32 protein-coding genes are annotated in these 23,008 nt (G+C 37.0%); 14 read left to right on the forward strand and 18 right to left on the reverse strand.

Annotated features, from left to right (window positions below; translation table 11 throughout):
* Positions 1-6: 6 nt before the first annotated feature.
* Entirely contained in the window at positions 7-939 is a 933-nt protein-coding gene (locus RGB74_RS11895) for a beta-ketoacyl-ACP synthase III (RefSeq protein WP_310759518.1), read from the reverse strand.
* A gap of 188 nt (positions 940-1,127) precedes the next feature.
* Between RGB74_RS11895 and RGB74_RS11900 the strand changes: the two genes are divergently transcribed.
* Positions 1,128-1,430, forward strand: coding sequence for a YppG family protein (locus tag RGB74_RS11900; RefSeq protein WP_310759519.1), 303 nt, complete (start codon positions 1,128-1,130; stop codon positions 1,428-1,430).
* A 36-nt stretch (positions 1,431-1,466) separates the two neighbouring features.
* On the opposite strand, the gene RGB74_RS11905 is transcribed toward RGB74_RS11900, so the two are convergent.
* From RGB74_RS11905 to RGB74_RS11915, 3 genes are all read right to left on the reverse strand, one after another.
* On the reverse strand, positions 1,467-1,646 hold the full coding sequence (locus tag RGB74_RS11905; protein WP_310759520.1) for a ComZ family protein: 180 nt from the start codon (positions 1,644-1,646) through the stop codon (positions 1,467-1,469).
* A gap of 87 nt (positions 1,647-1,733) precedes the next feature.
* On the reverse strand, positions 1,734-2,627 hold the full coding sequence (locus tag RGB74_RS11910) for an NAD-dependent epimerase/dehydratase family protein (RefSeq protein ID WP_310759521.1): 894 nt from the start codon (positions 2,625-2,627) through the stop codon (positions 1,734-1,736).
* 117 nt (positions 2,628-2,744) lie between these two features.
* Positions 2,745-3,485 (reverse strand): alpha/beta hydrolase, encoded by a 741-nt coding sequence (locus RGB74_RS11915; RefSeq protein ID WP_310759522.1) that lies wholly within the window; start codon positions 3,483-3,485, stop codon positions 2,745-2,747.
* A 413-nt stretch (positions 3,486-3,898) separates the two neighbouring features.
* Between RGB74_RS11915 and RGB74_RS11920 the strand changes: the two genes are divergently transcribed.
* Positions 3,899-4,078: a YjzD family protein gene (locus tag RGB74_RS11920; RefSeq protein WP_310759523.1), complete on the forward strand. Its 180-nt coding sequence runs from the start codon at positions 3,899-3,901 to the stop codon at positions 4,076-4,078.
* Positions 4,079-4,158: 80 nt separating this feature from the next.
* On the opposite strand, the gene RGB74_RS11925 is transcribed toward RGB74_RS11920, so the two are convergent.
* Entirely contained in the window at positions 4,159-4,338 is a 180-nt protein-coding gene (locus RGB74_RS11925) for a YjzC family protein (protein ID WP_310759524.1), read from the reverse strand.
* 92 nt (positions 4,339-4,430) lie between these two features.
* Positions 4,431-4,760: a hypothetical protein gene (locus RGB74_RS11930; protein ID WP_310759525.1), complete on the reverse strand. Its 330-nt coding sequence runs from the start codon at positions 4,758-4,760 to the stop codon at positions 4,431-4,433.
* Between the two features lie 244 nt (positions 4,761-5,004).
* On the opposite strand from RGB74_RS11930, the gene RGB74_RS11935 reads away from it, so the two are divergent.
* Positions 5,005-5,166, forward strand: coding sequence for a hypothetical protein (locus tag RGB74_RS11935; RefSeq protein WP_310759526.1), 162 nt, complete (start codon positions 5,005-5,007; stop codon positions 5,164-5,166).
* Positions 5,167-5,172: 6 nt separating this feature from the next.
* On the opposite strand, the gene moaD is transcribed toward RGB74_RS11935, so the two are convergent.
* Genes moaD through glp form a run of 4 tightly spaced genes read right to left on the reverse strand, consistent with a single transcriptional unit; the run spans position 5,173 to position 7,664 of the window.
* Complete coding sequence (gene moaD / locus RGB74_RS11940) at positions 5,173-5,412, reverse strand: molybdopterin converting factor subunit 1 (protein WP_310759527.1); 240 nt, start codon at positions 5,410-5,412, stop codon at positions 5,173-5,175.
* A gap of 5 nt (positions 5,413-5,417) precedes the next feature.
* Positions 5,418-5,876, reverse strand: a complete 459-nt coding sequence (locus tag RGB74_RS11945) for a molybdenum cofactor biosynthesis protein MoaE (RefSeq protein ID WP_310759528.1) — start codon at positions 5,874-5,876, stop codon at positions 5,418-5,420.
* Positions 5,863-6,405 carry a molybdopterin-guanine dinucleotide biosynthesis protein B gene (mobB, locus tag RGB74_RS11950; RefSeq protein WP_310759529.1) on the reverse strand — a complete coding sequence of 181 codons (543 nt, stop codon included), beginning with the start codon at positions 6,403-6,405 and terminating at the stop codon, positions 5,863-5,865. Before mobB ends, RGB74_RS11945 begins: the two co-directional genes overlap by 14 nt.
* Positions 6,345-7,664, reverse strand: a complete 1,320-nt coding sequence (glp, locus tag RGB74_RS11955; protein WP_310759530.1) for a molybdopterin molybdotransferase MoeA — start codon at positions 7,662-7,664, stop codon at positions 6,345-6,347. The genes mobB and glp overlap by 61 nt, the downstream gene beginning before the upstream one ends.
* Positions 7,665-7,756: 92 nt before the next feature.
* Here glp and RGB74_RS11960 point away from each other — a divergent pair, with 92 nt between their 5' ends.
* Complete coding sequence (locus RGB74_RS11960; protein WP_310759531.1) at positions 7,757-7,948, forward strand: hypothetical protein; 192 nt, start codon at positions 7,757-7,759, stop codon at positions 7,946-7,948.
* Between the two features lie 3 nt (positions 7,949-7,951).
* Here the strand turns inward: RGB74_RS11960 and RGB74_RS11965 are convergent, their stop codons facing one another.
* Positions 7,952-8,728 (reverse strand): alpha/beta fold hydrolase, encoded by a 777-nt coding sequence (locus RGB74_RS11965; RefSeq protein ID WP_310759532.1) that lies wholly within the window; start codon positions 8,726-8,728, stop codon positions 7,952-7,954.
* Between the two features lie 143 nt (positions 8,729-8,871).
* Here RGB74_RS11965 and RGB74_RS11970 point away from each other — a divergent pair, with 143 nt between their 5' ends.
* From RGB74_RS11970 to RGB74_RS20120, 3 genes are all read left to right on the forward strand, one after another.
* Positions 8,872-9,684: a Cof-type HAD-IIB family hydrolase gene (locus tag RGB74_RS11970; protein ID WP_310759533.1), complete on the forward strand. Its 813-nt coding sequence runs from the start codon at positions 8,872-8,874 to the stop codon at positions 9,682-9,684.
* Positions 9,685-9,827: 143 nt separating this feature from the next.
* Positions 9,828-9,971 carry a hypothetical protein gene (locus RGB74_RS11975; RefSeq protein ID WP_310759534.1) on the forward strand — a complete coding sequence of 48 codons (144 nt, stop codon included), beginning with the start codon at positions 9,828-9,830 and terminating at the stop codon, positions 9,969-9,971.
* A 2-nt stretch (positions 9,972-9,973) separates the two neighbouring features.
* Positions 9,974-10,303, forward strand: a complete 330-nt coding sequence (locus RGB74_RS20120; RefSeq protein ID WP_396135965.1) for a DUF3813 domain-containing protein — start codon at positions 9,974-9,976, stop codon at positions 10,301-10,303.
* A gap of 19 nt (positions 10,304-10,322) precedes the next feature.
* Here RGB74_RS20120 and RGB74_RS11985 read toward each other — a convergent pair whose 3' ends face one another.
* Positions 10,323-10,910, reverse strand: coding sequence for a GDSL-type esterase/lipase family protein (locus RGB74_RS11985; protein ID WP_310759535.1), 588 nt, complete (start codon positions 10,908-10,910; stop codon positions 10,323-10,325).
* 148 nt (positions 10,911-11,058) lie between these two features.
* Here RGB74_RS11985 and RGB74_RS11990 point away from each other — a divergent pair, with 148 nt between their 5' ends.
* Together RGB74_RS11990 and RGB74_RS11995 are read left to right on the forward strand one after the other, a co-directional pair.
* Entirely contained in the window at positions 11,059-11,511 is a 453-nt protein-coding gene (locus tag RGB74_RS11990) for a GNAT family N-acetyltransferase (protein ID WP_310759536.1), read from the forward strand.
* Positions 11,512-11,531: 20 nt separating this feature from the next.
* The gene (locus RGB74_RS11995; protein ID WP_310759537.1) at positions 11,532-11,792 is read left to right on the forward strand and encodes a NifU N-terminal domain-containing protein; all 261 of its coding nucleotides are present in this window, start codon (positions 11,532-11,534) and stop codon (positions 11,790-11,792) included.
* Positions 11,793-11,933: 141 nt separating this feature from the next.
* Here the strand turns inward: RGB74_RS11995 and RGB74_RS12000 are convergent, their stop codons facing one another.
* Together RGB74_RS12000 and RGB74_RS12005 are read right to left on the reverse strand one after the other, a co-directional pair.
* On the reverse strand, positions 11,934-12,749 hold the full coding sequence (locus tag RGB74_RS12000; RefSeq protein ID WP_310759538.1) for a BsuPI-related putative proteinase inhibitor: 816 nt from the start codon (positions 12,747-12,749) through the stop codon (positions 11,934-11,936).
* Positions 12,750-13,011: 262 nt separating this feature from the next.
* On the reverse strand, positions 13,012-13,839 hold the full coding sequence (locus tag RGB74_RS12005) for a YitT family protein (RefSeq protein ID WP_396136068.1): 828 nt from the start codon (positions 13,837-13,839) through the stop codon (positions 13,012-13,014).
* A 196-nt stretch (positions 13,840-14,035) separates the two neighbouring features.
* Here RGB74_RS12005 and RGB74_RS12010 point away from each other — a divergent pair, with 196 nt between their 5' ends.
* On the forward strand, positions 14,036-14,902 hold the full coding sequence (locus RGB74_RS12010; RefSeq protein ID WP_310759540.1) for a DegV family protein: 867 nt from the start codon (positions 14,036-14,038) through the stop codon (positions 14,900-14,902).
* 57 nt (positions 14,903-14,959) lie between these two features.
* A complete protein-coding gene (locus RGB74_RS12015; RefSeq protein ID WP_310759541.1) occupies positions 14,960-15,097 on the forward strand; it encodes a DUF3941 domain-containing protein in 138 nt (45 codons plus the stop codon).
* A 63-nt stretch (positions 15,098-15,160) separates the two neighbouring features.
* On the opposite strand, the gene RGB74_RS12020 is transcribed toward RGB74_RS12015, so the two are convergent.
* Positions 15,161-16,294: a histidine kinase N-terminal domain-containing protein gene (locus RGB74_RS12020; RefSeq protein WP_310759542.1), complete on the reverse strand. Its 1,134-nt coding sequence runs from the start codon at positions 16,292-16,294 to the stop codon at positions 15,161-15,163.
* A gap of 165 nt (positions 16,295-16,459) precedes the next feature.
* Here RGB74_RS12020 and RGB74_RS12025 point away from each other — a divergent pair, with 165 nt between their 5' ends.
* From RGB74_RS12025 to ligD, 3 genes are read left to right on the forward strand one after another with little or no spacing between them, the layout of a single operon-like run.
* Entirely contained in the window at positions 16,460-17,350 is an 891-nt protein-coding gene (locus RGB74_RS12025) for a non-homologous end joining protein Ku (protein ID WP_310759543.1), read from the forward strand.
* Positions 17,350-18,312 (forward strand): ATP-dependent DNA ligase, encoded by a 963-nt coding sequence (locus RGB74_RS12030; RefSeq protein WP_310759544.1) that lies wholly within the window; start codon positions 17,350-17,352, stop codon positions 18,310-18,312. The genes RGB74_RS12025 and RGB74_RS12030 overlap by 1 nt, the downstream gene beginning before the upstream one ends.
* A complete protein-coding gene (gene ligD, locus RGB74_RS12035; RefSeq protein WP_310759545.1) occupies positions 18,285-19,205 on the forward strand; it encodes a non-homologous end-joining DNA ligase in 921 nt (306 codons plus the stop codon). Before RGB74_RS12030 ends, ligD begins: the two co-directional genes overlap by 28 nt.
* 268 nt (positions 19,206-19,473) lie before the next feature.
* Here the strand turns inward: ligD and RGB74_RS12040 are convergent, their stop codons facing one another.
* The 3 genes from RGB74_RS12040 to RGB74_RS12050 all read right to left on the reverse strand — a co-directional run bounded on the left by RGB74_RS12040 (position 19,474) and on the right by RGB74_RS12050 (position 23,007).
* Positions 19,474-20,493 (reverse strand): LacI family DNA-binding transcriptional regulator, encoded by a 1,020-nt coding sequence (locus RGB74_RS12040; RefSeq protein WP_310759546.1) that lies wholly within the window; start codon positions 20,491-20,493, stop codon positions 19,474-19,476.
* Positions 20,494-20,620: 127 nt separating this feature from the next.
* Positions 20,621-22,147, reverse strand: coding sequence for an alpha-amylase family glycosyl hydrolase (locus RGB74_RS12045; RefSeq protein WP_310759547.1), 1,527 nt, complete (start codon positions 22,145-22,147; stop codon positions 20,621-20,623).
* Between the two features lie 23 nt (positions 22,148-22,170).
* Positions 22,171-23,007: a sugar ABC transporter permease gene (locus RGB74_RS12050; protein WP_310759548.1), complete on the reverse strand. Its 837-nt coding sequence runs from the start codon at positions 23,005-23,007 to the stop codon at positions 22,171-22,173.
* Position 23,008 lies beyond the last annotated feature (1 nt).

A 23,008-nucleotide genomic window follows, 5' to 3' on the forward strand; every position in this document is an offset into this window, starting at 1 on the left:
TAGAGATTATCTTCCCCACTTAATGGCTAAAGCACCCCAAGTGAGTCCCCCGCCGAATCCAACAAGTACGATTGTATGATCATCTTTTATCTTACCATCTTTTAAAGCTTCTTTTAATGCCATTGGTATTGAGGCAGAAGAAGTATTGCCAAATCGGTCAATGGTCATAATCATTTTTTCTTTTGGTAGCTCTAATCTTTCTCTTGAAGCTTCCATGATTCTTATATTTGCTTGGTGCGGGATTAAGAAATCAACATCTTCTTTTGTTAACCCGGCTTTGTGAACTACATTTAAAGATGATTCTCCCATTTGTCTTACAGCAAATTTAAATACTTCTCTTCCATTCATATGGATAAATTCATTCTGATAAAGGTGTTTTGCACCCGTACCGTCTGAGCCAAGTTCAAATGACAAGATCCCTCTACCTTCGCTAACTGTTGAGAGTACGGCGGCTCCAGCTCCATCACCGAAAAGTACTGCAGTATTGCGGTCTTTCCAATCAGTAATTCTAGAAAGCTTTTCAACACCTACTACTAATACATTTTTATAAGTACCTGATTCAATAAATTGTTTTGCGACTACTGTAGCATATATGAACCCTGCACAAGCAGCACTAACATCCATGGCTACTGCCTTTTTTGCACCTAAATAATCTTGCAGAAGGCACGCTACTGACGGGAACGGATTATCTGGAGTTACTGTAGCAACAACTATTAAATCTATATCTTCTCCCTTAATTCCTGCATCTTCTAACGCTTCTTCTGCTGCATGTCTTGCCATATGTGATGTATTTACTGATTCGTCTGCTATTCTTCGTTCTACAATGCCAGTTCGAGTTCGGATCCACTCATCATTAGTATCTACCATTTTTTCCAGGTCTGAGTTCGCCAAAATTTTCTCTGGAATGTAACTGCCCATTCCGATAATTCCTGCTTTCATATTATTACCCCTTTGGCTTATATTTTTAAATTTTATATCAAATATTATGACCTGGTACTAATTTTATGTGAAATTTATGTTTTTGTCTAGTTAAAAGTGGTATTCTTTCACCAACAAACGCATAAGGGCATATCCTGTAAGGAAGAAAAATGTAAGTTTAGTGAAATTGACTATAGGAGTGGTTCAACATGTACAATTCTCAGTATCGACAGCAGCCGATGTATCCTCCACAGTTTCCTGGACGTTTTCAGATGGGTTCTGACCAGCAGCATCCAATGCAGCCAGGTATGCAACCCCATAATTTCGGAAACCCAATGTTTCGTCAGATGCCGCCAGTGCCGTTTCAACAGCCATTTCCCCGCCCATTTTTACATTCTTTCAGAACGCAGGAAGGATCGTTGGATTACAATAAAATCTTTTCAGTAATTGATCAATCTGTAAAAGTCGCACAGCAAATATCACCCATATTTTCCGCGTTTAAAAAGAAGTAAAAAAAGCCAACCGGGTCAGGTTGGCTTTTTTGCTGTTTATTTATTTTCTGCTTTTCCAAGTTCATACGCATCGTTCATTACATTCATTAAAAGCTGTAGCATTGGCTGAATATCTTCCATACCAAGCTCAATTCCTTTTTGCTCAAAAAAAGCTTTTGCTTCCGGCAGATGTGTCATGGCAATCTGCATAAGTTTCATGTTAAGTTCGTTATTCATTAGAAGGTCCTCCTGTAAAAAATTTATGCACCTTCTAAATTATAATAAAAAATGTACCATTACGAAATTAATTTTACTGCTGCTAAATTATTTTGAGTCTGATTTCCTGCTAATAAAATCAATAATCTGCTTTTGTATGCCTTCCTTAATCTTTGTTTTCGCTCTGAAACCTAGTTCTGCCTCCGCCTTTTCCCCTTTTATCCGCATCTTTCGTTTTTCAGTAAATGACATTTTTTCAGCCTTCAATTCTTTCAGTCCCTCCTGCCAATGATTCGGGTTTCCGCTTGATATGTTATATATCTGATTTACAGACCCGGATTTCCCTGCAAGAAATAATGCTTCTGCTGCATCATCTACAAAAAGAAGATCCTCTGTAACTGTATCTTTTGTAATTGAATCTTTTTTCCGGTTTTCTGAGACGTTCGAAGAAATAAGCTGATGGTAAGTATGATGATCAGGCTGCCCTGGTCCATACACTGTAGGCAGCCGCATAATAATAAATGGGAAAGAATGCTTCTCTGCAAGCTGTTTAATCATATTTTCTTCTGTTAATTTAATAAGTCCAAATAGCGTTTCCGGATTTTTGGGGGATTCTTCTACAACTTCCCCAGATCTTTTGCCATATACATCATAAGAAGAAACATAGACCACTTTTATATTCTCATTCGCATGGGAGAGTAGCTTTTTTAATACAGAAACATGTCGTTGTACTTCATCCTCAATATTTGCCCATGGAGCAGTAGGTTTAACCGAACAAGCAAGATGAAAAACAACATCGCATCCAAGTATATAAGGTTTCAATTCAACTTCATTTATATCAGAAGGAACATACTGAAATCCAGCATGGCGAGCAATAAAATCTATGCGGTCAGGTGATTCCGCCATGTCTATTCCAATTACATCAATTTCTTCATTTAACAACCGGCTGCACAAATGAAAGCCGATAAACCCCGCCGCTCCGGTTACAAATGCTTTTTTCATGAGTGGGCCTCCAGTATCTTTTTTCTCTTCTTAATATCCTATGGGGTAAAGAGCGAGAATACGATACTTTTTTACATTTAAAAAACCTCATTACCGATATTTTTCAAGTAATGAGGTCTAAAGCACTTTTTCGTGTTCTTTAAAATATTCACTGAAGGCGTTTGCTGGATTAAACGTTCGCTCTGGAACATGAAGGGATAAAGAGATGGGGGCTTTGATTTCCAACCTCTTTCTTTCATACACTCTGCTATGTTCTTTAAAGCTGAATAAAACACCTCTTGCTGCGTGAAAAATTTTCACTGGCGTTTTAGCCTGCCAATCACTCACATCAGTTATTGTATCTATAAATTCAGGTACTTCTTTTTGTGTTATTTTGTAAGAGTTACTTAATTCACGTACGAGTCTTTTAAAAAAAAGCCGGTTTTGTTTTTCATGATTAAAATGATGTTTCAAGTCAATACACGGGTTTATAAAAAGCGCTGATCGAATTTGCCCTTCCATTTCTTCCATTAATTGAAGAGCTACAAGTGCTCCCATACCTTCGGCGATCACGTGAATACTCGGATTTAAAATTTCATGCTTCATCACATAATGATAAAGTCTTTTTGCCAAGATGACAGCTTGAGGACTTCCCCAATGACGGCCGTAAAGGTTAGAATAAAAAATGGTATAGCCTTGCTCTTTCAAAGATTGAATGAGATGGGCGCGCTCCGTATTTTGTTTCCAAAGACTTGTATGTTCATCAACATAATGACTGCAATCACCTATGATCATAACAGCAAAACCATTTGGCCGATATGGCAGATGGATGATGTTCCATTGATTGTCTATTTGGAAGCAGCGTTTATCGATACTCACAGTTCTCCCCTCTCATTAGCGGTTCTTAACTAATGTATGCAGAGGAAAAAATTTAGCTAAAGTTATTTGCCTACAAATTTAAGAATTCAGCTCCTTTTTAAGCTGATCCAATGTTTCTTTCCCTTGTGGCGTAAGATTTTTCTCATCCTGTTCTTCTAACGCTTTTAGTTCTTCCTTTTTTTGATCCATGTGAAAAAACCCCCATGTTTCATTTTTAATTAGCTAAATACTGCTGCTGTTGTTACCTTTTTCTTTATATTAGCTTGACTTTCCTGTTAAGCTTGAACATTTTATGAAAATTACTTTTATTTATATGTTTAAATTCGCAAAGAATCTTTTCCTTTTTCCAAACATTTGTTACTATACAGGAGGGAAGAAAAAGAATTCGTTTACATAAAGAGGTGAATGTGAGCATGCGTTACATTTGGACGTTTATCTGGTCTTTATTATTAAGTAATATGATGTATTATGTTTTAGTATCAATGCAAGGCGGTACTTTTGATCTTGTTAAAGCTTCAATCTTTGGTGTTATTTTTGCAGTTGTTATTTCCGTTCTTGGAGAAATTTTACCTTCACAAAGTGAGGAAGTTTAACCCAAGAAACGTCAAAAACCCGGGTTTAAATATCCGGGTTTTTTTATTTTTACATTATATTGTGCTGACATGGTATCAGGTTAAGGTTTTCTTTTATATGTCCAGACCCGGTTATGGTTGGTCGTTTCCGGAAAACGGTCTCCTGCTGATAAATGAATTTGTTTAGGATCATTTACCATGCTTCCTGTTTCACCAATCTCCACATACATACCATTGTTTGGTGCTTTTTGACCGTGCGTAAAATGTCTATGCTGACCCATTTGGTATGCCTCCTTTCTTTTATAGGTTACCCGCCCTTTGCCTGATAACACTTGCTAAAAAAAAGAAAAGATACACACTCTTATGAAACCATCTAATAAGCTGGGTTTACTCCCGCTACTGCATGAAGCGGAAACATACATCGTTGTATCTGATAACCCGAAACGCTATATTGCATATCAGAACTCCGCACATCATTCATTTGATTTTGCAGATATGGAATCGCGAAATAAACATTCTGCTGATCAACGTATTCAATGAATCCGTTATAAGTTACCCCGTCGATTAACATAAGCTGAACATGCTGATCTTTATTTTTCAAACAGGTTTTATATATTTTTTTAAATGGAGACTTGCTGTTTCCGAAACCAAATTGTCCACCCGATGATTGACCTGGAAAGTTCCCCATATTATATGGATACATAACACACCCTCCTTTTAACCTATCCTATTCATTCGGAAAAGAGTTGGTTCAAGTGTCTATATGTATGCAATCACAGATAAGTTATAAAAGGGAATTCATACAACTTGGAGAAGGAATAAGTGAGTTATTTATTTTTAGAACAATCAAGAAATGTATCAGATATGAAGAGAATTCTTTCGTGGTTTTCAAATCGATATCCCGAATGAAAAGTGCAAATTGTCTTAAAAAAGGGAGGGCAAAACAAATGAAGGAATTGGTAGGCAAATGTGTTCGTTGTGAAAAAGAATTGTTTTGCATGGATGGTTTTTTCCAAGCAGAGGTCAGTGACTCCGGTGAAACGTTCTGCTTTACATGTGTTGAAGAAATGAAGAAGGAATCCAACGATTACCGATCGTCAAATTCCTAAATGGATTCACCCTCCGCTTACTGGGGGAATAAACGCTAACGTATCTCCTGCATCCACAGTTGAAGAGTCATCCGCATATTCTTCATTAATTGCTGTTAGACAATGGTCCAGTCCGTTTAATTTTCCTATTTTTTCTTGAAGCCTCTTTTTTATTTCCTTGATGGTTACTGGATCATTAACTACTAGTGATAATTCTTGCGTGCCCGCTTGCTGTGCAAGACCTGCAAATAGTAATACACGTACCATAATTCTTATTCATTCCTTTCAGGGTGACCCTGTGGATAATGTTTCGTTCCCTTTTGGTTGCCGACCCATTCTTCTCCATCGATATAATGTTCTTTTTTCCATATCGGAACTATTTCCTTTATGCGCTCAATTGCATAGCGACTCGCTTCAAACGCATCTTGCCGATGAGGAGTTGACACGGCAATCGTTACAGCAACATCCGAAATTTGGAGAGTTCCTATTCGATGGGTAATGGCTGTTTTGGCATTTGGCCATCTCTCGTTAATTTCTTCTCCAATTTTTTCAAGCTGCTTTTCTGCCATAGGAACATAAGCCTCGTATTCAAGGTATTTTGTTTGTTTATCCCCTGTCATTTCCCTTACAGTTCCTATAAAAACAGAAACTGCACCAGCATTTTGGTGTATAACTTGGTCTATTACTTTTTGATTATCAATGGGTTCTTTACATATATTAAAGAATTTCATGATTACTTTCTTTCCCCTTACTCATTTCCTTATTTATATATTCCATTAAAAAGGGCAGCCATTGTATTTGATCTTCATATAAAAAAAAGGGAAATGGATATTTTTCATCTAAACTTTTATCACTAATTATGACAACTGGAACTAATGAATTCTCGATTAACATTTTATCTTTATTATTTCTGCAAAGCACAACCCGAGGGTATTGCATTTGTTTATAACCTTCGATCAAAACGCAATCCATGTCTAATAATTTGTACATTTCGATTGTGTTTTCGAGCGACAAAGAGTGATCCATGTATATGATAGTATTCGCATCTGATGAAACACTTGTAACAATTGCACCTGCTTTTCTATGACGATCTGTATCTTTACCGGAGTCATTGAAAGGAAGAGTAGAATCATGACCATGGTGCTTAATTACACCTGTTCTTATCCCCATCTTTGTTAAACGTTCCAATAAAGAAGTGATTACCGTTGTTTTCCCGCTGTTTTGATATCCGATGATTTGGAGAATAACGGGGAATCCCATGGCCACTCACTCCCTTCCCCATCCCATGAGAGAACTCCGACTTGGCTGCCTTTCTCCCATCCTCTAGTTCCGCCGGGCAAGACGATTAAAGCGTTAGCATCCAAGAGGGATGAAACTGAACTTGATTTATCCAGACCTGCAGGTTTAACCGTGTTTTCATTAATTCCTATTGATAATTTTGCCCGAACAAATCGGGTGAACGGATTTGCTTTCGAAAAGTCGGCGGCAAGTGTCGCTTTGTATAATGAACAATGTGGTGTTTTATAATTCATACCTGCTAAAATGACTGGACGCACGAAAAGCTCACAGCCCACAAAACAAGCAGAAGGATTCCCTGATAGACCGAAGAGCCATTTTTCTTTGTATTTTGCTACAGTCGTAACACTTCCCGGTCTCATCGCAACCTTGTTGAATAGGACAGTTGCACCTAATTTTTTGTAGATAGCCGGCAGATAGTCGTAATCTCCAACAGAAACGCCGCCAGTGGTTATGACAAGATCAGATTCATTTAGAGTTTCTGTAACTGCTTCATACAATGATTCAAAGTCATCTTCTCTATGCTGATAAAGCTTAACTTGTCCTCCCATTGCCTTTACTTGGGCTGCAGTCATATAGGCATTGCTGTTTCTAATTTTTCCCGGTTGTAATGTTTCATTTACTTCTAAAAGTTCTGTGCCGGTAGATAATATCCCGACAACTGGTTTTTTAAAAACAGACACTGAATGGTAGCCGAATGTTGCGAGCAGCGCAACAATTCCAGGAGTAATAACCGTACCTTTCTCCGCTAACAATTCCCCTTCTTTCGTATCCTCTCCTTGAAATGAGATATTGTCATTTTTATTAACTTTCCTTTTGATCTCTATAAAAGTTTGTCCGTTTTCACTTGCTTCTTTTACTAATTCAAGCATGATCACAGCATCTGCACCAACCGGAATTTGAGCACCCGTCATTATTCTGATGGCAGTTCCGCTTCTTACATTATGCTTTGCCACTTGTCCCGCACCTATTGTTTCTAAAACTTGCAATGTAACGGGATTGTTTTCTGATGCCTCTCTCGTATCATTGGAATAAATCGCGAACCCATCATAAGGCGATCGATGAAAAGGAGGCACATCATTCGATGCTATGAGGTTTTCTGCCAATATTCGCTGATCACAATCGGTTATAGCAACGGTTTCTGTTCCCCATGTTTCTGTCCTTTCCAAGATTTTTTTCACAGCATCTCCAACAGGTATAGGGGTTCTTTTTTCTACCGGCATATGTTTCCTCCTTTTAAATAGTCAGAATATATTTACTTTTCTGATTATATTTGATATGATTTATTTAATTCAATTGAAAGGATGTTGTTTTTATGAAAGTTTCTTATGAATATTACCATCGAAGCGGCAATAAAATAACCATTACCGACATCCCTGAAGAGTTTAACGAATACGGGGTTTGGACTTTCCGGATTATGCATTCTCTGCAAAAACAAATTGATGAAATTGATCATATGTATCAGCCAAAAAAATCATACCGGTTAAAACTCGAAGAAACGGGGTAATGTCTACACCGTTTCTTTTGTTTTTTTAATATTTTCCAGGACCCAATCAACTGCATTCAAATAAGCAGGACGTGAAACTTTATGACCCGAAGTTTTATCGTTCATGTAAACAGATTTCTCATTTTGTACGATTAAGTCTTCAATAAATGGCTTTGCAAATTCATACGGGACAACTTGATCTACTTCACTGTGCCAAATAAACAATGGCCGCTTGTTTAATTTCTCATAATTTTGTGTAAGGTCAAAACTTCTTAAATACTCGTAAGTTTTTGTTAACTCTTCATCAGAAAACGGAAGCTTATGACCTGCATTTTCAATTCTTTCAATTTGCCATTTTGCAAAAGCTTCATGAGCTGGTGTGCCCATTAAAGCAATAGCAGCGTTAATCTCAGGATACTGTACAAGTGAACCATATGTTATGATGGCTCCCATGGATGTTCCGCCTAAAGCAATTTCCCCGTTTGAAATGAGTGTTCGATCCTTCGCCCAATTTATAAGGATTCCTACGTCTTGTATCCCTTGAGCAACAATATTCCAAAAATCATAATCATTTCTTTTTGCTGTATGATCATCCACTCTTTCTCCATGGTGCATTGCATCTGGCAGAATGACGCGCATTCCTCTTTCAGCTAATGTATAAGCAAAATGCAAGTTATGTTCTTTTGCACTTGTATATCCATGAACAAAAATGAAAAGCGGCAAAGGTTTCCCGGCATTTTCATGTTTCTCAGCCATTATAAAGGGAATACTCCCGACTGCTTCTCTTTTAATCGAAACCACGTGTATCTCCTTCTCTCTTTCTCATTTTTTCCATCTTATCATGTCACAGTTCCTTTTACATGAATGACGTTTTATATCATTAGACTTTTTTTAGGGAAAATATTACACTTTAAGTATTCATATATAAAAAGGCAGGTACATTCGTGACACAACCATACTTAATTGCACTGGACCTTGATGGTACTTTATTAACAGATGATAAGAAAATTTCGAAAAAGACTAAAGAAGTATTATTTAAACTGATGGAAAAAGGTCATCATGTCTGTATTTCAACAGGAAGACCTTATCGCTCTTCCAATATGTACTATGAGGAACTCGAATTAAATTCTCCGATTGTTAACTTCAATGGAGCTTTCGTGCACCATCCTCATGATGCTAAGTTTGGTATTCATCATTCACCCCTCGAGCTTGATGTGGCAAAAAGAATCATTAAAGCGTGCGAAACTTTTCATGTGAAAAATATAATGGTTGAGGTTTTGGATGATGTTTATTTAAAAAAACATGATGAAGTAATCGTTAATACCTTTATCATGGATGAAAATCCGCTGCATATCGGTGATCTTCACAAGACTTTAACTGAAAATCCAACAGCTATTCTCGTCCATCCTGAAGATCATCACATTAGTGAATTAAGATCCATGCTGGAAAAAGAACATGCTGAAGTTATCGACCAAAGAGTTTGGGCTGCTCCATGGAATATCATTGAAGTAATTCGTTCCGGTATCAACAAAGCAAAAGGTCTAGAAAAAATAGCTGCTTATTACAATATTCCTCAGGAACGAATTGTTGCTTTTGGAGACGAAGACAATGACTTTGAAATGATTGAATACGCTGGACACGGAGTTGCAATGGGAAATGCTATTGATGAATTGAAGGAACGAGCAAATTACGTTACTTTAACAAATGAAGAAGACGGGGTCGCTCATTATTTAACTGAAGTTCTAGCTCTTGTTTAAATGAATAATTAGTTTTAGTAAGAATCTTCGGTATCCTTTACCGGAGATTTTTTATTTTATGACAGCCTTCCAATTTCTTATATTACATAATGTTATTTAATCGGTAAAAACTAATGTTACGGGAGAAAAGGAGGTATTTTCACATGAGCAAAAAAAGCCGTTCAAAACGTTCCATCAAGCAAGGTGCTGATATGGTAAGCCAAGAAACAACAATGGCATTCAGCAAAGATGAACAAACAGAAAGAAAAAGAGAAAAAGAAGAAAGAAATGCACTAGGAGGTATATAAACATGGCAAACCGATTATTCCAAATGGCTAGAAGTGCTGTCCAAAATGCGGTTGGAAAGTTTCAAGGTTCTTCTAATGAAGGAAGTGCACATTCAGAAGCTCATTCCAATTTTTCTGGTCATGACCTGGAGATTGCACAAAACGCGCTTTCTTCAGCAATGGCTAATTCATCAGATGCGGAGCGTGCTCAGCTTGCAGAACTTCAGCAAGAGCTTGATGCACATACAAACCCTGGAACTTCACAAGCAGGAGCTACTTCAACTTCAATGGTACAGGAAGAAGCTGGAGCTAATTCTGTAGAAGATCTTTTTGATAATAATCAGCACAATTAACGAAAAACGGCTTTCTCTATCAAGGAGAAAGCTGTTTTTTTGGATTAGCTATACCAGATAATATTTGTAATTTTCGTAAGACAAGTTCGTATAATTCTTCATAGCCAAAATTGTTAAAGTGAAGTCCATCCTCAATTAAATAATGTTGAATATCTTTTGTATCCAATGTTTCAAAAAGAGGTACATATGCTGTTCCTTCGTGCTTAGCAACTTTTTTTACGATTTGGGCATAGTTTTTCATTCGTATGTTGGTCCGGGCTTTTTGCTTCTCTTCAAACACAGGAGCAGGACTAATTAAAATCACTTTTTGAGGTCCTATTTTATTTACCATATAAGTTAAATTTTTTTCGTATTCTTTCAGCGGAATTAGCCGATGATCACTGGAATCGTTTGCACCAAAAAGTATTGTTACATAATCGGGCTCATGCCGCAAAACGTCATCCTGCAGACGAACTAGAGCTGCCCTCGTTGTTTCTGCTGGTATACCTGCGTTCATTACTACCCATTCTGTGAGCTTTTGTCTTAATCGAGATGTTAGTCTTAAGGAGCCATCTTCACTCTTTTCTTTTGATGTAATACTATCACCGAAACAAACCAATGTCTTCATACCCACACATCTCCTCTTTTGTAATCCTTCTTACATTATTCGAAAGAAAATTCCATTTCTCAAACGTCATGGGATGATTAAATTTGATATAATGAGTAATGTATGTTTTTGTAGAAGTATATATGTTTTTGTTATCTGGGGGCATTGTATGAAAATTTATCGTGTTACGAATGACGTAGAATCTAATCACATTGAAGAAATTGCTCAGCTGTTTTTGCAGCAGCGAACCATGGATGGTGAACCTGAAGAACATTCTCGTACCATTACTGGAATTAAGCTGGCCCTTGAAAACCCGGATAAAAGCGGGATTATTGTTGCTGAGGATGAAGACTCAATTATTGGCCTGGCGTTTTTCAATCTAGGTGTAAGTATTCGAATCGGCGGACCGTACTTATGGCTAAATGATCTTTTTGTACATGAAGAGCACCGTAACAGAGGTATTGCCCGCAAACTGCTTCTTCATTTGATCTATTGGGCTGAAAGAGACGGTATAAAATCTATTGAGCTTGAAACGGGAATAAACAATTCGGTTACAAAGCATTTGTATAATTCCCTTGATTTTCATGATATTATCTCAAAAAGGTATGCATTTCATTTTTAATAATAGAAGGAGTGTTTATTATGGCAGTTGAATTTTCGATCCAGCCTACACCAAATCCAAACGCAATTAAGTTTGATGCATCTGAAAAATTTTTAGAAGGCAGATTATCTGCCCGGGCAGGAGACGATTCGGACTCACCACTTGCAAAAGCACTGCTATCAATTGATGGTGTAGAATCGATCTTCGGTTTTGAGAACTTTATTACGGTTAATAAAACGAACGACAGTGATTGGAACGAACTTATGCCCGAGATTCAAAAAGCTTTAGAAGAAAACGCGTAAAAAAATGAAGAAGCAGCTCCTTTGATTTTATCGAAGGGCTGCTTTTTTGAATTACGATTGTATTAATGTTTTGTGCAGGTATTTCTTATGTTGTCTCATATTTTCCATATTGCGCTCGTATTTTACATTTTTTTCGAACAGCTATTTAAAAGTTTGCAGCGGAATTGCTAGAACATCTGTTTTTGATCCGTCTTTTGGACTGAAATAGTACAATTCAAGTATTAATGTACCATTAATCGGCAATTCATCCTCTGGTATATGAACATCAAATGAAAAAGTCGCCCAAGCTGGTGCTCCTGCAGAAGCCTGTTTATGCTGTTCATCAAAAACTTGATGTCCGTCGGTAACAGTATAGGCAAATGCAGCCTCAAACACCCTCGCCTCTCCTGTTACTTTATATTTCCCATCAGTTCCAGTGAAATGAATATTACGGAACGAATTATTTTCTAGTTTTCCTGCTGGTGACTGCAGTGTTAACGTTTCTTCCATAGTTAGCGTTTCAGTTTTTAAGGAGCCTGGTGATATTTTTTCCGGTAGAACTTCTGCATTTACTTTATAGATTCCGCCGTTTCGACCAGGTGCTAATTTCCAGCTCGATGTCCAAATATGGCTGTCTCCTGCTTTAATTGCAACTTTTTCAGGATTTTCACTGTATTGTTTATTATCTGTATGCCTAAACTGTTTCTTTCCAGACGTATCGGTGACAGTTATATCAAACATTTTTGAGGTCGGAAATGTTAAGGTAACAGTATGATTGCTGTTATTTTCTAATGCGATTAAAAATGAAATTTCTTCATTCCTTTGTTGAATTGAAAGTACTGGGCTTAACTGAGAACTAACTTGTTGTTTATGAGTTTGCTTCTTATCTTTATCGTTTACGCATCCTGAAAAAATGGTAAACAGTAAAGCTAATAAAAAGATTGGAACAACCCTATCTAAACTTCCCCAACGCTTCAATCAAATCACCGCCTTTAAATTCATTTTTACCTTTATATGGCTGTTTTAACGAAAAGATTCATAAAGAAAACTCGGCTGCCGCCAAACCTTATCCGTCAGCCTTAGTTGCACTTATACTTTAAACCTAAACTTGTCACTGCGTCCCGTAATTCATCCTGCTAACAAGTTATACTTTCTTAAAGTAAAAAAAATACGTGGCACAGACTTTTTGTCCGTGCCACGTATACAAATGCGGTATTTGTATTTGTATGGGGTCTGTCCCCTAGCCGTCGTTGCGGAAGAATCCAAAGATGCCAGTGGTATGAACAATGTTCGTGAAGGCATTTGGATCGACTTCTTTTAAGACTTGCTCCAAATCATACAGTTCATAGCGTGTAATAACGATGATGAGCATCTCTTTTTCTTGATTAGAAAATGCCCCTTTCGCAGGAATAATCGTAATTCCCCTTACCATCTGACCATGTATAGCTTCCTGCAGTTCCTTTCCTTTCTTCGTGACGATCATCGCTGTCAATTTCTCGTGACGTGTATGGACTGTATCGATGACCCTTGAGGATACATAAAGTGCTACAAGTGTATATAGCGCTTTTTCCCAGCCGAACAAGAAACCTGCAGCTAAAATAATTAAGCCATTCAAAATGAAAAAGTAACCGCCGATCGGCTTGTTTTTCATTCTGGATAATACCATTGCAATGATATCTAATCCACCTGTTGAAGCACCATATTTCAATGTTATTCCTACACCAAGAGCAGCAATTACACCGCCAAATACGGCATTTAATAATATGTCAGTGGATACAACAGTGATCGGAATAACTTGCAAGAAAAATGTAATCATAAGTACACTAAAAAAACTGTATACCGTAAAGGACTTTCCTACCTTATACCATCCTAATATAGAAACTGGAATGTTAAAAACGAAATATAAAATACCTGTTGTGATAGGAAAACTTGTATTTTCGAGTAGTGAAGATAAAAGCTGAGCGATCCCTGTAAATCCACTTGCATAGACTTTTGCAGGAATTAAAAACATGTTTAATGAAACAGCATTTAAAATTGCCCCAACTATTATAAAAAATATTTTCTTCATTTCAGTAATTCCAAGTTCAGAAATACGAAAACGATCTCTTATCATATGGGTCCTCCTTTCGACATCCAAGATTCATTTTTACCAGAAAAGCGAGAACCGCGTCAATAGCCAGATTTCCTATTTTATAAACATGAGCATTGCCTTTTCATTCCAACACAAGGTAAACTATAAAAAAAGCCATTAAGCAGGTGAAAAAATGATACATATAATTACTGATACAGGTTCCGATCTGCCGAAACAAATCATGGACGAGCTGGATATCATCATGCTTCCGCTAGTCGTTCAAGTTAACAACGAAGAATACTTCGATCGTTCAACGATTGAACCCAAACAGCTCTATACATATATGAAAGATGGTGCAGCTCCAAAGACTGCACAAGTACCTCCTGCTCTTATTAAAGAAACACTGGAAACTATCGCAAAAAAGGGAGAGTCTGCAATATACATCACACTGTCTTCTGGTATTAGCGGTACATACCAGACAGCTGTACTTATGAAAAATGAAGTGCTTGAAGAATATCCTGATGCTAATATCGAAGTCTTTGATAGTCAGGCTGCCTCTTTAGGATACGGTTTAATGGTATATGAAGCCGCTAAACAAGCTAAAGACGGCAAATCGTTTGACGAAATAATACATACCCTAAATCACTACATAGAGCACCTTGAACTTATTTTTACCGTAGATGACCTTGAATATTTATTGCGTGGCGGCAGAATAAGCAAAACAGCTGCAGTGATGGGTACTCTTTTAAAAATAAAACCTGTATTGCACATGGAAGACGGAAAGCTTTTCCCTCTTGAGAAATTAAGAGGCAAGAAAAAAGTGTTAGGCCGTATGGTTGAAATCATGAAAGAAAGATCGCAAACAACGGATAATATTTCAACAATTGGAATCAGTCATGCAGATGATGTTGAGACTGCCCAGGCTCTTAAAGAAATGATTATTGAAGAAACAGGAAATAAAAACATCCTGATTACGATGATCGGATGTGCCATCGGAGCACATGCTGGACCAGGCACGATTGCATTATTCTTTTTAAATACACCATTAAAAGAATCTTAAAACATACGTATAAACGATTCCCTTCTGACAGATGTTAGTGACAGGAGGGATTCAAACATGACACATCGATATACAAAAGACAACGATAAGAGACCCGAAGACAATCAGGCAATGAATCAGCTGAAAAACGAAGCTGAGATGGCGACCAAACAAAAAGGCAAACAGCCATACTCGAAGAAGCCTGACCATTTATAAAAAGTCAACTCATATTAAAAAAGGCAACCCAACTGGGCTGCCTTTTCTTATGCTGCTCTGTCATTAAACCATTGGAAACGAAATCGTAAAGCACGTAAATTCCTTTTTTGATTTTACTTCAATGGTTCCGTTATGTTTCTCAACAATTTGTTTACAGACAGACAGTCCAAGGCCCGTGCCAAGCGATTTGGTCGTAACAAATGGCTGGAATACATTTTCTAATAAATAATCTGGAATCGGTTTTCCGTTGTTGCAAATCGAAAGTTCCACATGATTTTCTTTCTTTTTTAATGTCACTTCGATTTTTCTTTCGCCATTCCACTCGCTTAATTCTTCAACGGCATTGACTAATATGTTAAGTAGAACTTGCTTGATTTGTGAGCTGTCACCATTAATATATACTTCTTCGTTCAATTTTAGATGAACGATAATATTTGCTTCAGTAAATCGCGGATACATAAATGCAAACATTTCTTTAATCAATTTTGTAAAAGGGATTTTAACAAGATTGTCCTCAAGGCCCCTCATTTTGGATAAATATAAAAACTGACTAATTTTTTCTTCAAGACTAAGCATCTCATTTTGAATAATTTCAAAGTAATACTCTGATTGCTCTGTCTTCTCCAATTCCTTTTGCAGCAAATAAATAAATCCTTTTACCGAAGTGAGCGGATTCCTAAACTCATGTGCAAAACTGGCTGCGATCTGGCCAAGCATAGTTAGTCTATCATGATGCATTTCTTGTATAAACTGATTTTTGTCTTCGATTATGGAATCCTTCAAAGATGTATAGTGCTCAACGCTTAATAACAATAAATGATCAAAATAGCGCTGCATCAGAAGTACGCCTTCCCCTTTTTCCTGCTCTTTCAATAATGAACACATCAAAAGTTCATATACTATGCTTCTGCCTATATTTATGTTATGAACAAAATCCCCGATGTTCGCTTTCGCCTCTATACGTTCTTTGGCCATTTTAGTTGTAAGCGTTCCTACATGTTCCAGAGACCCGCTCTCTAAAAAATAAATTAATTCATCTATCGTTTGTAACCCGTTCGATTTAACTTCTGTATAAAAAGGGTCATTCTGCGGAAGCAGCACGTGTTCTAGCCACATATCAACAATATTTGACTTCTGCTCTAGTAAAAACTGAGCGAGATTCTTATTCCCTTTTACTTGAGTATCGCACTCTGCCAATGTATTCACCCTCTACCCATACAATCTCTTCATCCATTATGAAGTATATTTGCAAAATCTACAATGAATTGTCGAAATGTGTATACACTTGGAAAAATATACATGAGGAGGAAACGACATTAATTCAAACACTAAGTACTAAAAGACCGTGAAAGGATGATATTCATGCATACGATGTGGAAAGGTGCAATTAGCTTCGGTTTAGTAAATATACCGATTAAGTTATTTGCTGCTACAGAAAACAAAGACATTAAAATGAGATATTTACACGAAAAATGTCATACTCCTGTTCAATATGAAAAGATTTGTCCTTCATGTGAGGAAACAGTTGACGCAAAAGAAATCGTAAAAGGATATGAATATGAACCTGGCAAATTTGTTGTAGTCGAAAAAGAGGAACTTGACGAACTTGCTGGTGTCTCAGATAAATCCATAGAGATTATTGATTTTATACAATTAGAAGAAATTGATCCTATCTTCTATAACCGTTCTTATTTTATTGGTCCTGGAGAAAACGGAACAAAATCCTTTGCTCTTCTAAAAAAAGCTATGGAAGACACCGGGAAAATCGGATTAGCAAAATTTACTCTTCGCTCTAAAGAACATTTGGCAGCGGTTCGCGTTTATAAAAACGGCTTAGTTCTGGAAACGATTTTTTATCCGGATGAAGTACGAAACGTAGACCATGTTCCAGGCTTAACTGACGAAGTATCTCTTAATGATAAAGAGCTGGACATGGCTAAGCAGCTTATTGAACAGTTAACCGCGCCATTTGAACCGGAAAAATATGAAGATGAATACCGAGAAGCTGTTCTTGAACTAATCCATACAAAAATTTCTGGCAATGAAGTTAAAATCTCTAAAGAAAAACCGAAATCGAATGTTGTGGATTTAATGGAAGCACTGCAAGCTTCGATCAATGAAAGTAAAGGGAAAGAAAAAGACACAAAAAGAGAAGAAACAAAAGGAAAAGAGACGAAAGAACAACAAGAAGCTTCAGAAAAGAGTACCAAAAAGAAAAAATCAACGAACAAAAAGAAAGCATCTAGCTCTTAATGAAACAGCATTTTTTAAAACCAATGCTCCCCACTTTAGCGGAAACACTGCCAGTCGGAGTAAATTGGGTTTATGAAGTAAAATATGATGGATTTCGGTGTCTGCTTTATTGGGATGAGAATACGATTATCATGACATCAAGAAATGGCCATCCTTTACATGAAATTTTCCCTGAAATCCCTGCATTTCTATCTGTTTATACAAAAAAATTATCACCTTATTTCCCATTCTTAATTGATGGAGAATTATGCATTTTGGAAAATCCATTCAAAGCCAGTTTTGAACTGGTTCAAAAAAGAGGAAGACTCAAATCCCGTGCAAAAATCAAACACGCCTCTTCCGCATTCCCTTCATCTTTTTGTGCGTTTGACCTTCTTACGATAACCGGAAAAAACATTTGTAATGAACCTTTTTTGAGAAGAAAAGAAGTATTGATCAAGATTTTTGGTGAAATGGATATACCTGCTAAAGAAATATCGATTGATTCCCCATTCAATTACATTCCATTTACAACCGACTTAAGTCATATACAAGAGCTGGTTGTAAATCATCATGGTGAAGGAATCGTAGCGAAAAAGACAATGAGTAAATGGTCAACAGCTGCTAGAACTCCTTCTTGGATCAAAGTAAAAAACCTTAAAATGGGAACATTTTTTCTTCTTGGACTTGATACCGAAAATGGATTCTTTCATGTAGGAATTTTAAAAGAAAAAATCGTTACTTTCATCGGATTGTTTGCTCATGGGATTACAGATGAAGAGAAAGAAGCATTAGTTCAAATCGTGAAAAAAAATCAAAGTGCGCGAAGAGGTTCGTTTATCGAGATAAAACCTTCTATATGCGTTGAACTTTCCTTTTTGGAATTGTACAAAGAGCAACTAAGACAACCGCGTTTTATAAGGTTTCGGTTTGATGTGAAGTGGGAGGATTGTACATGGGAAAGCCTGCAAAAGAACAATTAAATGTACAAATTAATGGTGATCTTGTAACGATTACGAGCCCTGATAAACCTTTGTGGCCAAAAGTGGATTTGAACAAAATTGAATATATTAATTACTTAACTCAAATTGCTCCTTATATCCTCCCGTTTTTAAGAAACAGAGCGTTAACAGTAATCCGTTATCCGCATGGAGTCGGCGAGGAACGTTTTTATCAAAAAAACTGTCCTGATTATGCACCTGAGTTTGTATCAACGATTCGCCAAGAAGACATTGACTATATTGTCTGCAATAACCTTCAGACCTTAATCTGGTTAGGCAATCAGCTTGCTTTTGAATTTCATATCCCATTCCGCTTAGCCGAAGCATCGTTCCCTTCAGAAATCGTTATGGATCTCGATCCTCCGTCTAGAAATGATTTTATATTATCTGTTGAAGCGGCTTTAATGATTAAAGAAGTCTGCGATAATCTTCACTTAAAGACATTTGTCAAAACGAGCGGTAATAAAGGAATGCAAATCTACATTCCGCTTCCAGACAATCAAATATCTTTTGAAGATACACGTCTATTTACAGAATTTTTAGCTCACTATTTGATTGAACGGGAACCCCGATGGTTTACAATTGAACGATTGAAAAAGAACCGAGGTAATAAATGCTATATTGATTATATTCAACATGCTGAAGGGAAAACCATTATCGCACCCTATTCTGTTAGAGGAAATGAAGATGCATTAATAGCAGCCCCTTTATTTTGGGAAGAAGTGTCTAGAACTTTAAAGCCAGAATTATTCCCAATGCCCGTTATGGAACAAAGAATTAAGGAAAAAGGAAATCCATTTGAATCCTTTTTTACTGCAAAAGATACACAGCCAATACTTCATATAATCAAGGCTCTCAAAGAAAAAAGCCTCTAGCGAGTAGATTTTCAGATCTGTACCGCTAAAGGCTTTTTATTAGGCTGCTTTCTAAACAATTGTTGCTTTTTGGTTATTTTAGTAATCATTCTTCATTGAAAAGTAGATTGGAGTGCAAGGTGCGAGACTCCTCGGGATCAGTGTGACAGGTGGGACCCCGCAGGTGCAAAGCGCCACGGTGGCTCACCGTACGCTCCGAGGAAAGCGAGCTACCTGGAGTGGTAATCAACTTCTAAGAGCCACAATGGATACGAAAACAGCCTTATTATTAGAACTTACCGCATGATTGGCGTTTTACAAGTTTATATGGCACTGTGACACGCTTAGGATTATGCTTAGGACTTTGAATACAATCTAATAAACCTTTAGCCGCTTCATATCCTAATTGAAAAATGTTGATATCTACTGACGTTAAGGATGGTGAGGATAACTCAGATAACATTACATTGTTAAAACTAACGATCGAAATATCTTCTGGTACACCAAGACCAAGCTCATTTAACGTATGCAGAATACCAAACGACATTAAATCATCCATTACAATTAATGCAGAAGGAGGATTATCTAAGGCCAACAATTCTTTAATCGCTTCCTGTCCGCCCTCTTTTAAAAACTCTTCATGAACGATGTATTCATCATTTAATGGCATATTAGCTTTTCGTATGGCTTTTTCATAACCTAACAATCTGTCAATGGTTACAACTAAGTTCAAATTACCTCCAACAAAACCAATCCGTTCATGTCCCAATGAAAGCAAATACTCAGTCATTTCCTCTGCCGCTTTAAAATTATCGTTATCAATATGCGTAATATTTTCAGCGTTTTTAAATGGCTTGCCTATAACCGTGAAGGGAAAGTTTTGTTCTTGCAAATATGACATGATGTTGTCATCCACACGAGAATATAGCATCACGATTCCATCTACTCGGCGGCCTTGCACCATGCGGACTACACCTTCAAAGATCTCTTCCTCTGTGTTTCCTGTAGACATGTATAATGCATATTCCTGTTCATGGGCCATGGTACTAATGCCCCGAATGACTTCTGGAAAAAATGGATTCTGCATCGTCTTATCTGCTGAACTTGGCATAACAAGTCCAATCGCCTGCGTAGATCTGTTCGCAAGACTCCTTGCATTAAAATTCGGATGATAACCGAGATAGTCCATTGCCTCTTTCACTTTTCTCTTTGTCTTTTCTGATATTCGCGGATTGTTGGCAATGACACGCGAAACAGTTGAAGGAGCAACGTCTGCTAATTTTGCTACGTCTTTAATGGTAACTGACATTTATGAGACCCCCTTTCAAAATCCTTATTTACTCATAAACACCATTGTATACGCTTACTAAATCCATTCATAATTGTATAGAATCACAAGAAAAAAAGAAATGGTTTTTGGTAAAGTTTGTAAAGTGTTACGAACTTTTCTTTTTGCTCTTGAAAAAAAGGTATAAAAAGAGAACAAATATAAGAACCAGTCCGATTCCAACATACAACATCGTGTTCATTTTACTTTCTCTTAAAATAAAAACTTGTGCTGTTTCACCCTTCATTTCAATAGAGACTTTATTATCATTCACGTTTATTTCTTCATCTTTTAATAAATTTAAAAGTTTATGCTGTTTCAAATCTTTTTCTGAAAAGTTTATTGTGTGTTTCTTTTTATCGTTGTTATAAACGACATAAATGGTTTCATTTTTGTATTTTCTTTTAAATACAGCTATTGCACCATCATCTACTATCATTTTCTGGTCACCTCGTCTTAGTGCGGTGTACTTTTGACGAAGATTTGCCAGTGATGCAGTGAATGTTTCGATATTCTTGTTTTGATTAAAGTCCGTCATTTTGCGGTTATCAGGATCTTGTGCCCCATCCATCATATGCTCTGTACCTTGATACAAAATAGGAATTCCAGGTGCAGTATACAAATATGTGAGCGCTAGTTTTAGCCTTTTTTCAGGATTTTCCTGTTTAAGCAGCGCTTCTCGGACAAATCGAATATTGTCATGATTATCAATAAAGTTACCCAATGTATAAGGGTCGTTGTAATAATATTTGTTTCGTTCCCATACTGATTGCAGTTCAGAAAGAGACTGTCCGCTTTCTCTGAAAGCTTTAACCATTTCATTGAATAAAGGATAATCTACAAAAGACTGGATCCCTGCTTTGTTGTACTCTGCAATATATCTTGGATCATTGTGCCATACTTCGCCTATCAAATAAAAATCCGGCTTCGTTTCCTGCACTTTCCGAGAAAATTCTTTCCAGAAATCTTTTGGTACATGCTTTACCGTATCTAATCTGTAGCCATCAATATCAGTTTCTTTAATCCAATATTGTGCAGCATCCAGCAAGTACTTTCTCGTAGCAGGATTTTCTGTGTTCAGATCTGGCAAACCTGCCAGCCATCCGTTCTCAACATTTTTCTGGTCATCCCAATTTGTAATTTCCAACTCAGGATGAAACCAATTCTTTTTGCTGGGGTCTTGCAGCCACGGATGATTATAGCCCGTATGGTTCACAACGAAATCCAGAATAATTTTAATACCTCTGTCATGTGATTCTTTAACGAGCTGTTTCAGTTCTTCTTTCGTTCCGAAATGTTCTTCTGTTTCAAAAAAATCTTCCGTCCAATACCCATGATAGCCTTTTGGTTCGTTTTTCACGACCGGCGTCATCCAAATTGCTGTAACACCTAAGCTTTTTAAATAATCCAGTTTGTCCATAATCCCTTTAAAATCCCCGCCTTGATAAGCGGTTGGATCATTAGGATCTGCTTCAAAGTCATTCTCTTTATCACCATTATTAAACCGGTCAATCATTATAAAATAAATGTTTTCATCTTTCCATGTCCGTTCTTCCTTTTTTTCTGCAAACGCTTTATTCTGTACAGATAAAAAAAGAAGAAACGAGACAGCCAAGAGAATCATTCTTTTGCCCATCGCCGTTCCTCCTTGATGACTACTTATCCTTTTGTACCTCCAGCTGTTAACCCAGAGATGAAGAAACGCTGCAGTGACAGGAATAAAAGCCCGATTGGAATTGCAACTAAAACGGAACCTGCCGCAAAAAGTGTAAAATTATTACCGAATTTATTAGAAATCATGTTAAACAATCCAACAGCAAGTGTTTGCTTTTCATCTGAACTGATCAAGATTGAAGCTAAGATAAAATCTCCGAACGGTCCGATAAAGGTAAATAGTGCGATAACAGCCAGTATTGGTTTTGAAAGAGGCAAAATAATCTGCCAAAAAATACGGAAGTGTCCTGCACCATCTATACGTGCTGACTCATCCAATTCTTTCGGAATCGTATCGTAGTATCCTTTAGCAAGCCATGTGTTCATTGGAATACTTCCACCAACATATACAAGAATTAATGCAAGATGTGTATCCAAAAGACCAACTTGATTCGCTAGAATATAGATTGCTAGAATCGCAACGAACTGTGGAATCATCTGCAAGATTAAGAATGTCATCAAGCCGTTTTTACGTCCAACGAATCTATATCTTGAAAAAGCATAGCCTGTGAGCCCAATAAAGATAACAGATAGAACCATCGTACAGAAACAGATTTTTAATGTATTCCAATACCACGTTAAATACTCGGTTTCAGCAAATAGCTTTTTGTAGTGAGCCAATGTGGCATTTGTAGGAATGATTGTAGAGCTTGATAAACTGTTGCCTGGATTGAGTGATGAACCGACAACCCAAAGTACTGGATAAATGACAACAGCAATGGCAATCATAAGAACTAGATAGGATAAAGTTAAACGGATAAATTTTGCTTTTTTTATACTCATA

It is taken from the genome of Bacillus sp. NEB1478, from assembly GCF_031582965.1.
Classification (GTDB): Bacteria; Bacillota; Bacilli; order Bacillales; family Fictibacillaceae; genus Fictibacillus.

What these genes read in the sequence shown, in the direction of transcription:
- RGB74_RS11895 (WP_310759518.1), bottom strand. Translation starts at nt 939, where the DNA reads ATGAAAGCAGGAATTATCGGAATGGGCAGTTACATTCCAGAGAAAATT.
- RGB74_RS11900 (WP_310759519.1), top strand. Translation starts at nt 1,128, where the DNA reads ATGTACAATTCTCAGTATCGACAGCAGCCGATGTATCCTCCACAGTTT.
- RGB74_RS11905 (WP_310759520.1), bottom strand. Translation starts at nt 1,646, where the DNA reads ATGAATAACGAACTTAACATGAAACTTATGCAGATTGCCATGACACAT.
- RGB74_RS11910 (WP_310759521.1), bottom strand. Translation starts at nt 2,627, where the DNA reads ATGAAAAAAGCATTTGTAACCGGAGCGGCGGGGTTTATCGGCTTTCAT.
- RGB74_RS11920 (WP_310759523.1), top strand. Translation starts at nt 3,899, where the DNA reads ATGCGTTACATTTGGACGTTTATCTGGTCTTTATTATTAAGTAATATG.
- RGB74_RS11925 (WP_310759524.1), bottom strand. Translation starts at nt 4,338, where the DNA reads ATGGGTCAGCATAGACATTTTACGCACGGTCAAAAAGCACCAAACAAT.
- RGB74_RS11930 (WP_310759525.1), bottom strand. Translation starts at nt 4,760, where the DNA reads ATGTATCCATATAATATGGGGAACTTTCCAGGTCAATCATCGGGTGGA.
- RGB74_RS11935 (WP_310759526.1), top strand. Translation starts at nt 5,005, where the DNA reads ATGAAGGAATTGGTAGGCAAATGTGTTCGTTGTGAAAAAGAATTGTTT.
- moaD (WP_310759527.1), bottom strand. Translation starts at nt 5,412, where the DNA reads ATGGTACGTGTATTACTATTTGCAGGTCTTGCACAGCAAGCGGGCACG.
- RGB74_RS11945 (WP_310759528.1), bottom strand. Translation starts at nt 5,876, where the DNA reads ATGAAATTCTTTAATATATGTAAAGAACCCATTGATAATCAAAAAGTA.
- mobB (WP_310759529.1), bottom strand. Translation starts at nt 6,405, where the DNA reads ATGGGATTCCCCGTTATTCTCCAAATCATCGGATATCAAAACAGCGGG.
- glp (WP_310759530.1), bottom strand. Translation starts at nt 7,664, where the DNA reads ATGCCGGTAGAAAAAAGAACCCCTATACCTGTTGGAGATGCTGTGAAA.
- RGB74_RS11960 (WP_310759531.1), top strand. Translation starts at nt 7,757, where the DNA reads ATGAAAGTTTCTTATGAATATTACCATCGAAGCGGCAATAAAATAACC.
- RGB74_RS11975 (WP_310759534.1), top strand. Translation starts at nt 9,828, where the DNA reads ATGAGCAAAAAAAGCCGTTCAAAACGTTCCATCAAGCAAGGTGCTGAT.
- RGB74_RS20120 (WP_396135965.1), top strand. Translation starts at nt 9,974, where the DNA reads ATGGCAAACCGATTATTCCAAATGGCTAGAAGTGCTGTCCAAAATGCG.
- RGB74_RS11985 (WP_310759535.1), bottom strand. Translation starts at nt 10,910, where the DNA reads ATGAAGACATTGGTTTGTTTCGGTGATAGTATTACATCAAAAGAAAAG.
- RGB74_RS11990 (WP_310759536.1), top strand. Translation starts at nt 11,059, where the DNA reads ATGAAAATTTATCGTGTTACGAATGACGTAGAATCTAATCACATTGAA.
- RGB74_RS11995 (WP_310759537.1), top strand. Translation starts at nt 11,532, where the DNA reads ATGGCAGTTGAATTTTCGATCCAGCCTACACCAAATCCAAACGCAATT.
- RGB74_RS12005 (WP_396136068.1), bottom strand. Translation starts at nt 13,839, where the DNA reads ATGAAGAAAATATTTTTTATAATAGTTGGGGCAATTTTAAATGCTGTT.
- RGB74_RS12010 (WP_310759540.1), top strand. Translation starts at nt 14,036, where the DNA reads ATGATACATATAATTACTGATACAGGTTCCGATCTGCCGAAACAAATC.
- RGB74_RS12015 (WP_310759541.1), top strand. Translation starts at nt 14,960, where the DNA reads ATGACACATCGATATACAAAAGACAACGATAAGAGACCCGAAGACAAT.
- RGB74_RS12025 (WP_310759543.1), top strand. Translation starts at nt 16,460, where the DNA reads ATGCATACGATGTGGAAAGGTGCAATTAGCTTCGGTTTAGTAAATATA.
- RGB74_RS12030 (WP_310759544.1), top strand. Translation starts at nt 17,350, where the DNA reads ATGAAACAGCATTTTTTAAAACCAATGCTCCCCACTTTAGCGGAAACA.
- ligD (WP_310759545.1), top strand. Translation starts at nt 18,285, where the DNA reads ATGGGAAAGCCTGCAAAAGAACAATTAAATGTACAAATTAATGGTGAT.
- RGB74_RS12040 (WP_310759546.1), bottom strand. Translation starts at nt 20,493, where the DNA reads ATGTCAGTTACCATTAAAGACGTAGCAAAATTAGCAGACGTTGCTCCT.
- RGB74_RS12045 (WP_310759547.1), bottom strand. Translation starts at nt 22,147, where the DNA reads ATGGGCAAAAGAATGATTCTCTTGGCTGTCTCGTTTCTTCTTTTTTTA.
- RGB74_RS12050 (WP_310759548.1), bottom strand. Translation starts at nt 23,007, where the DNA reads ATGAGTATAAAAAAAGCAAAATTTATCCGTTTAACTTTATCCTATCTA.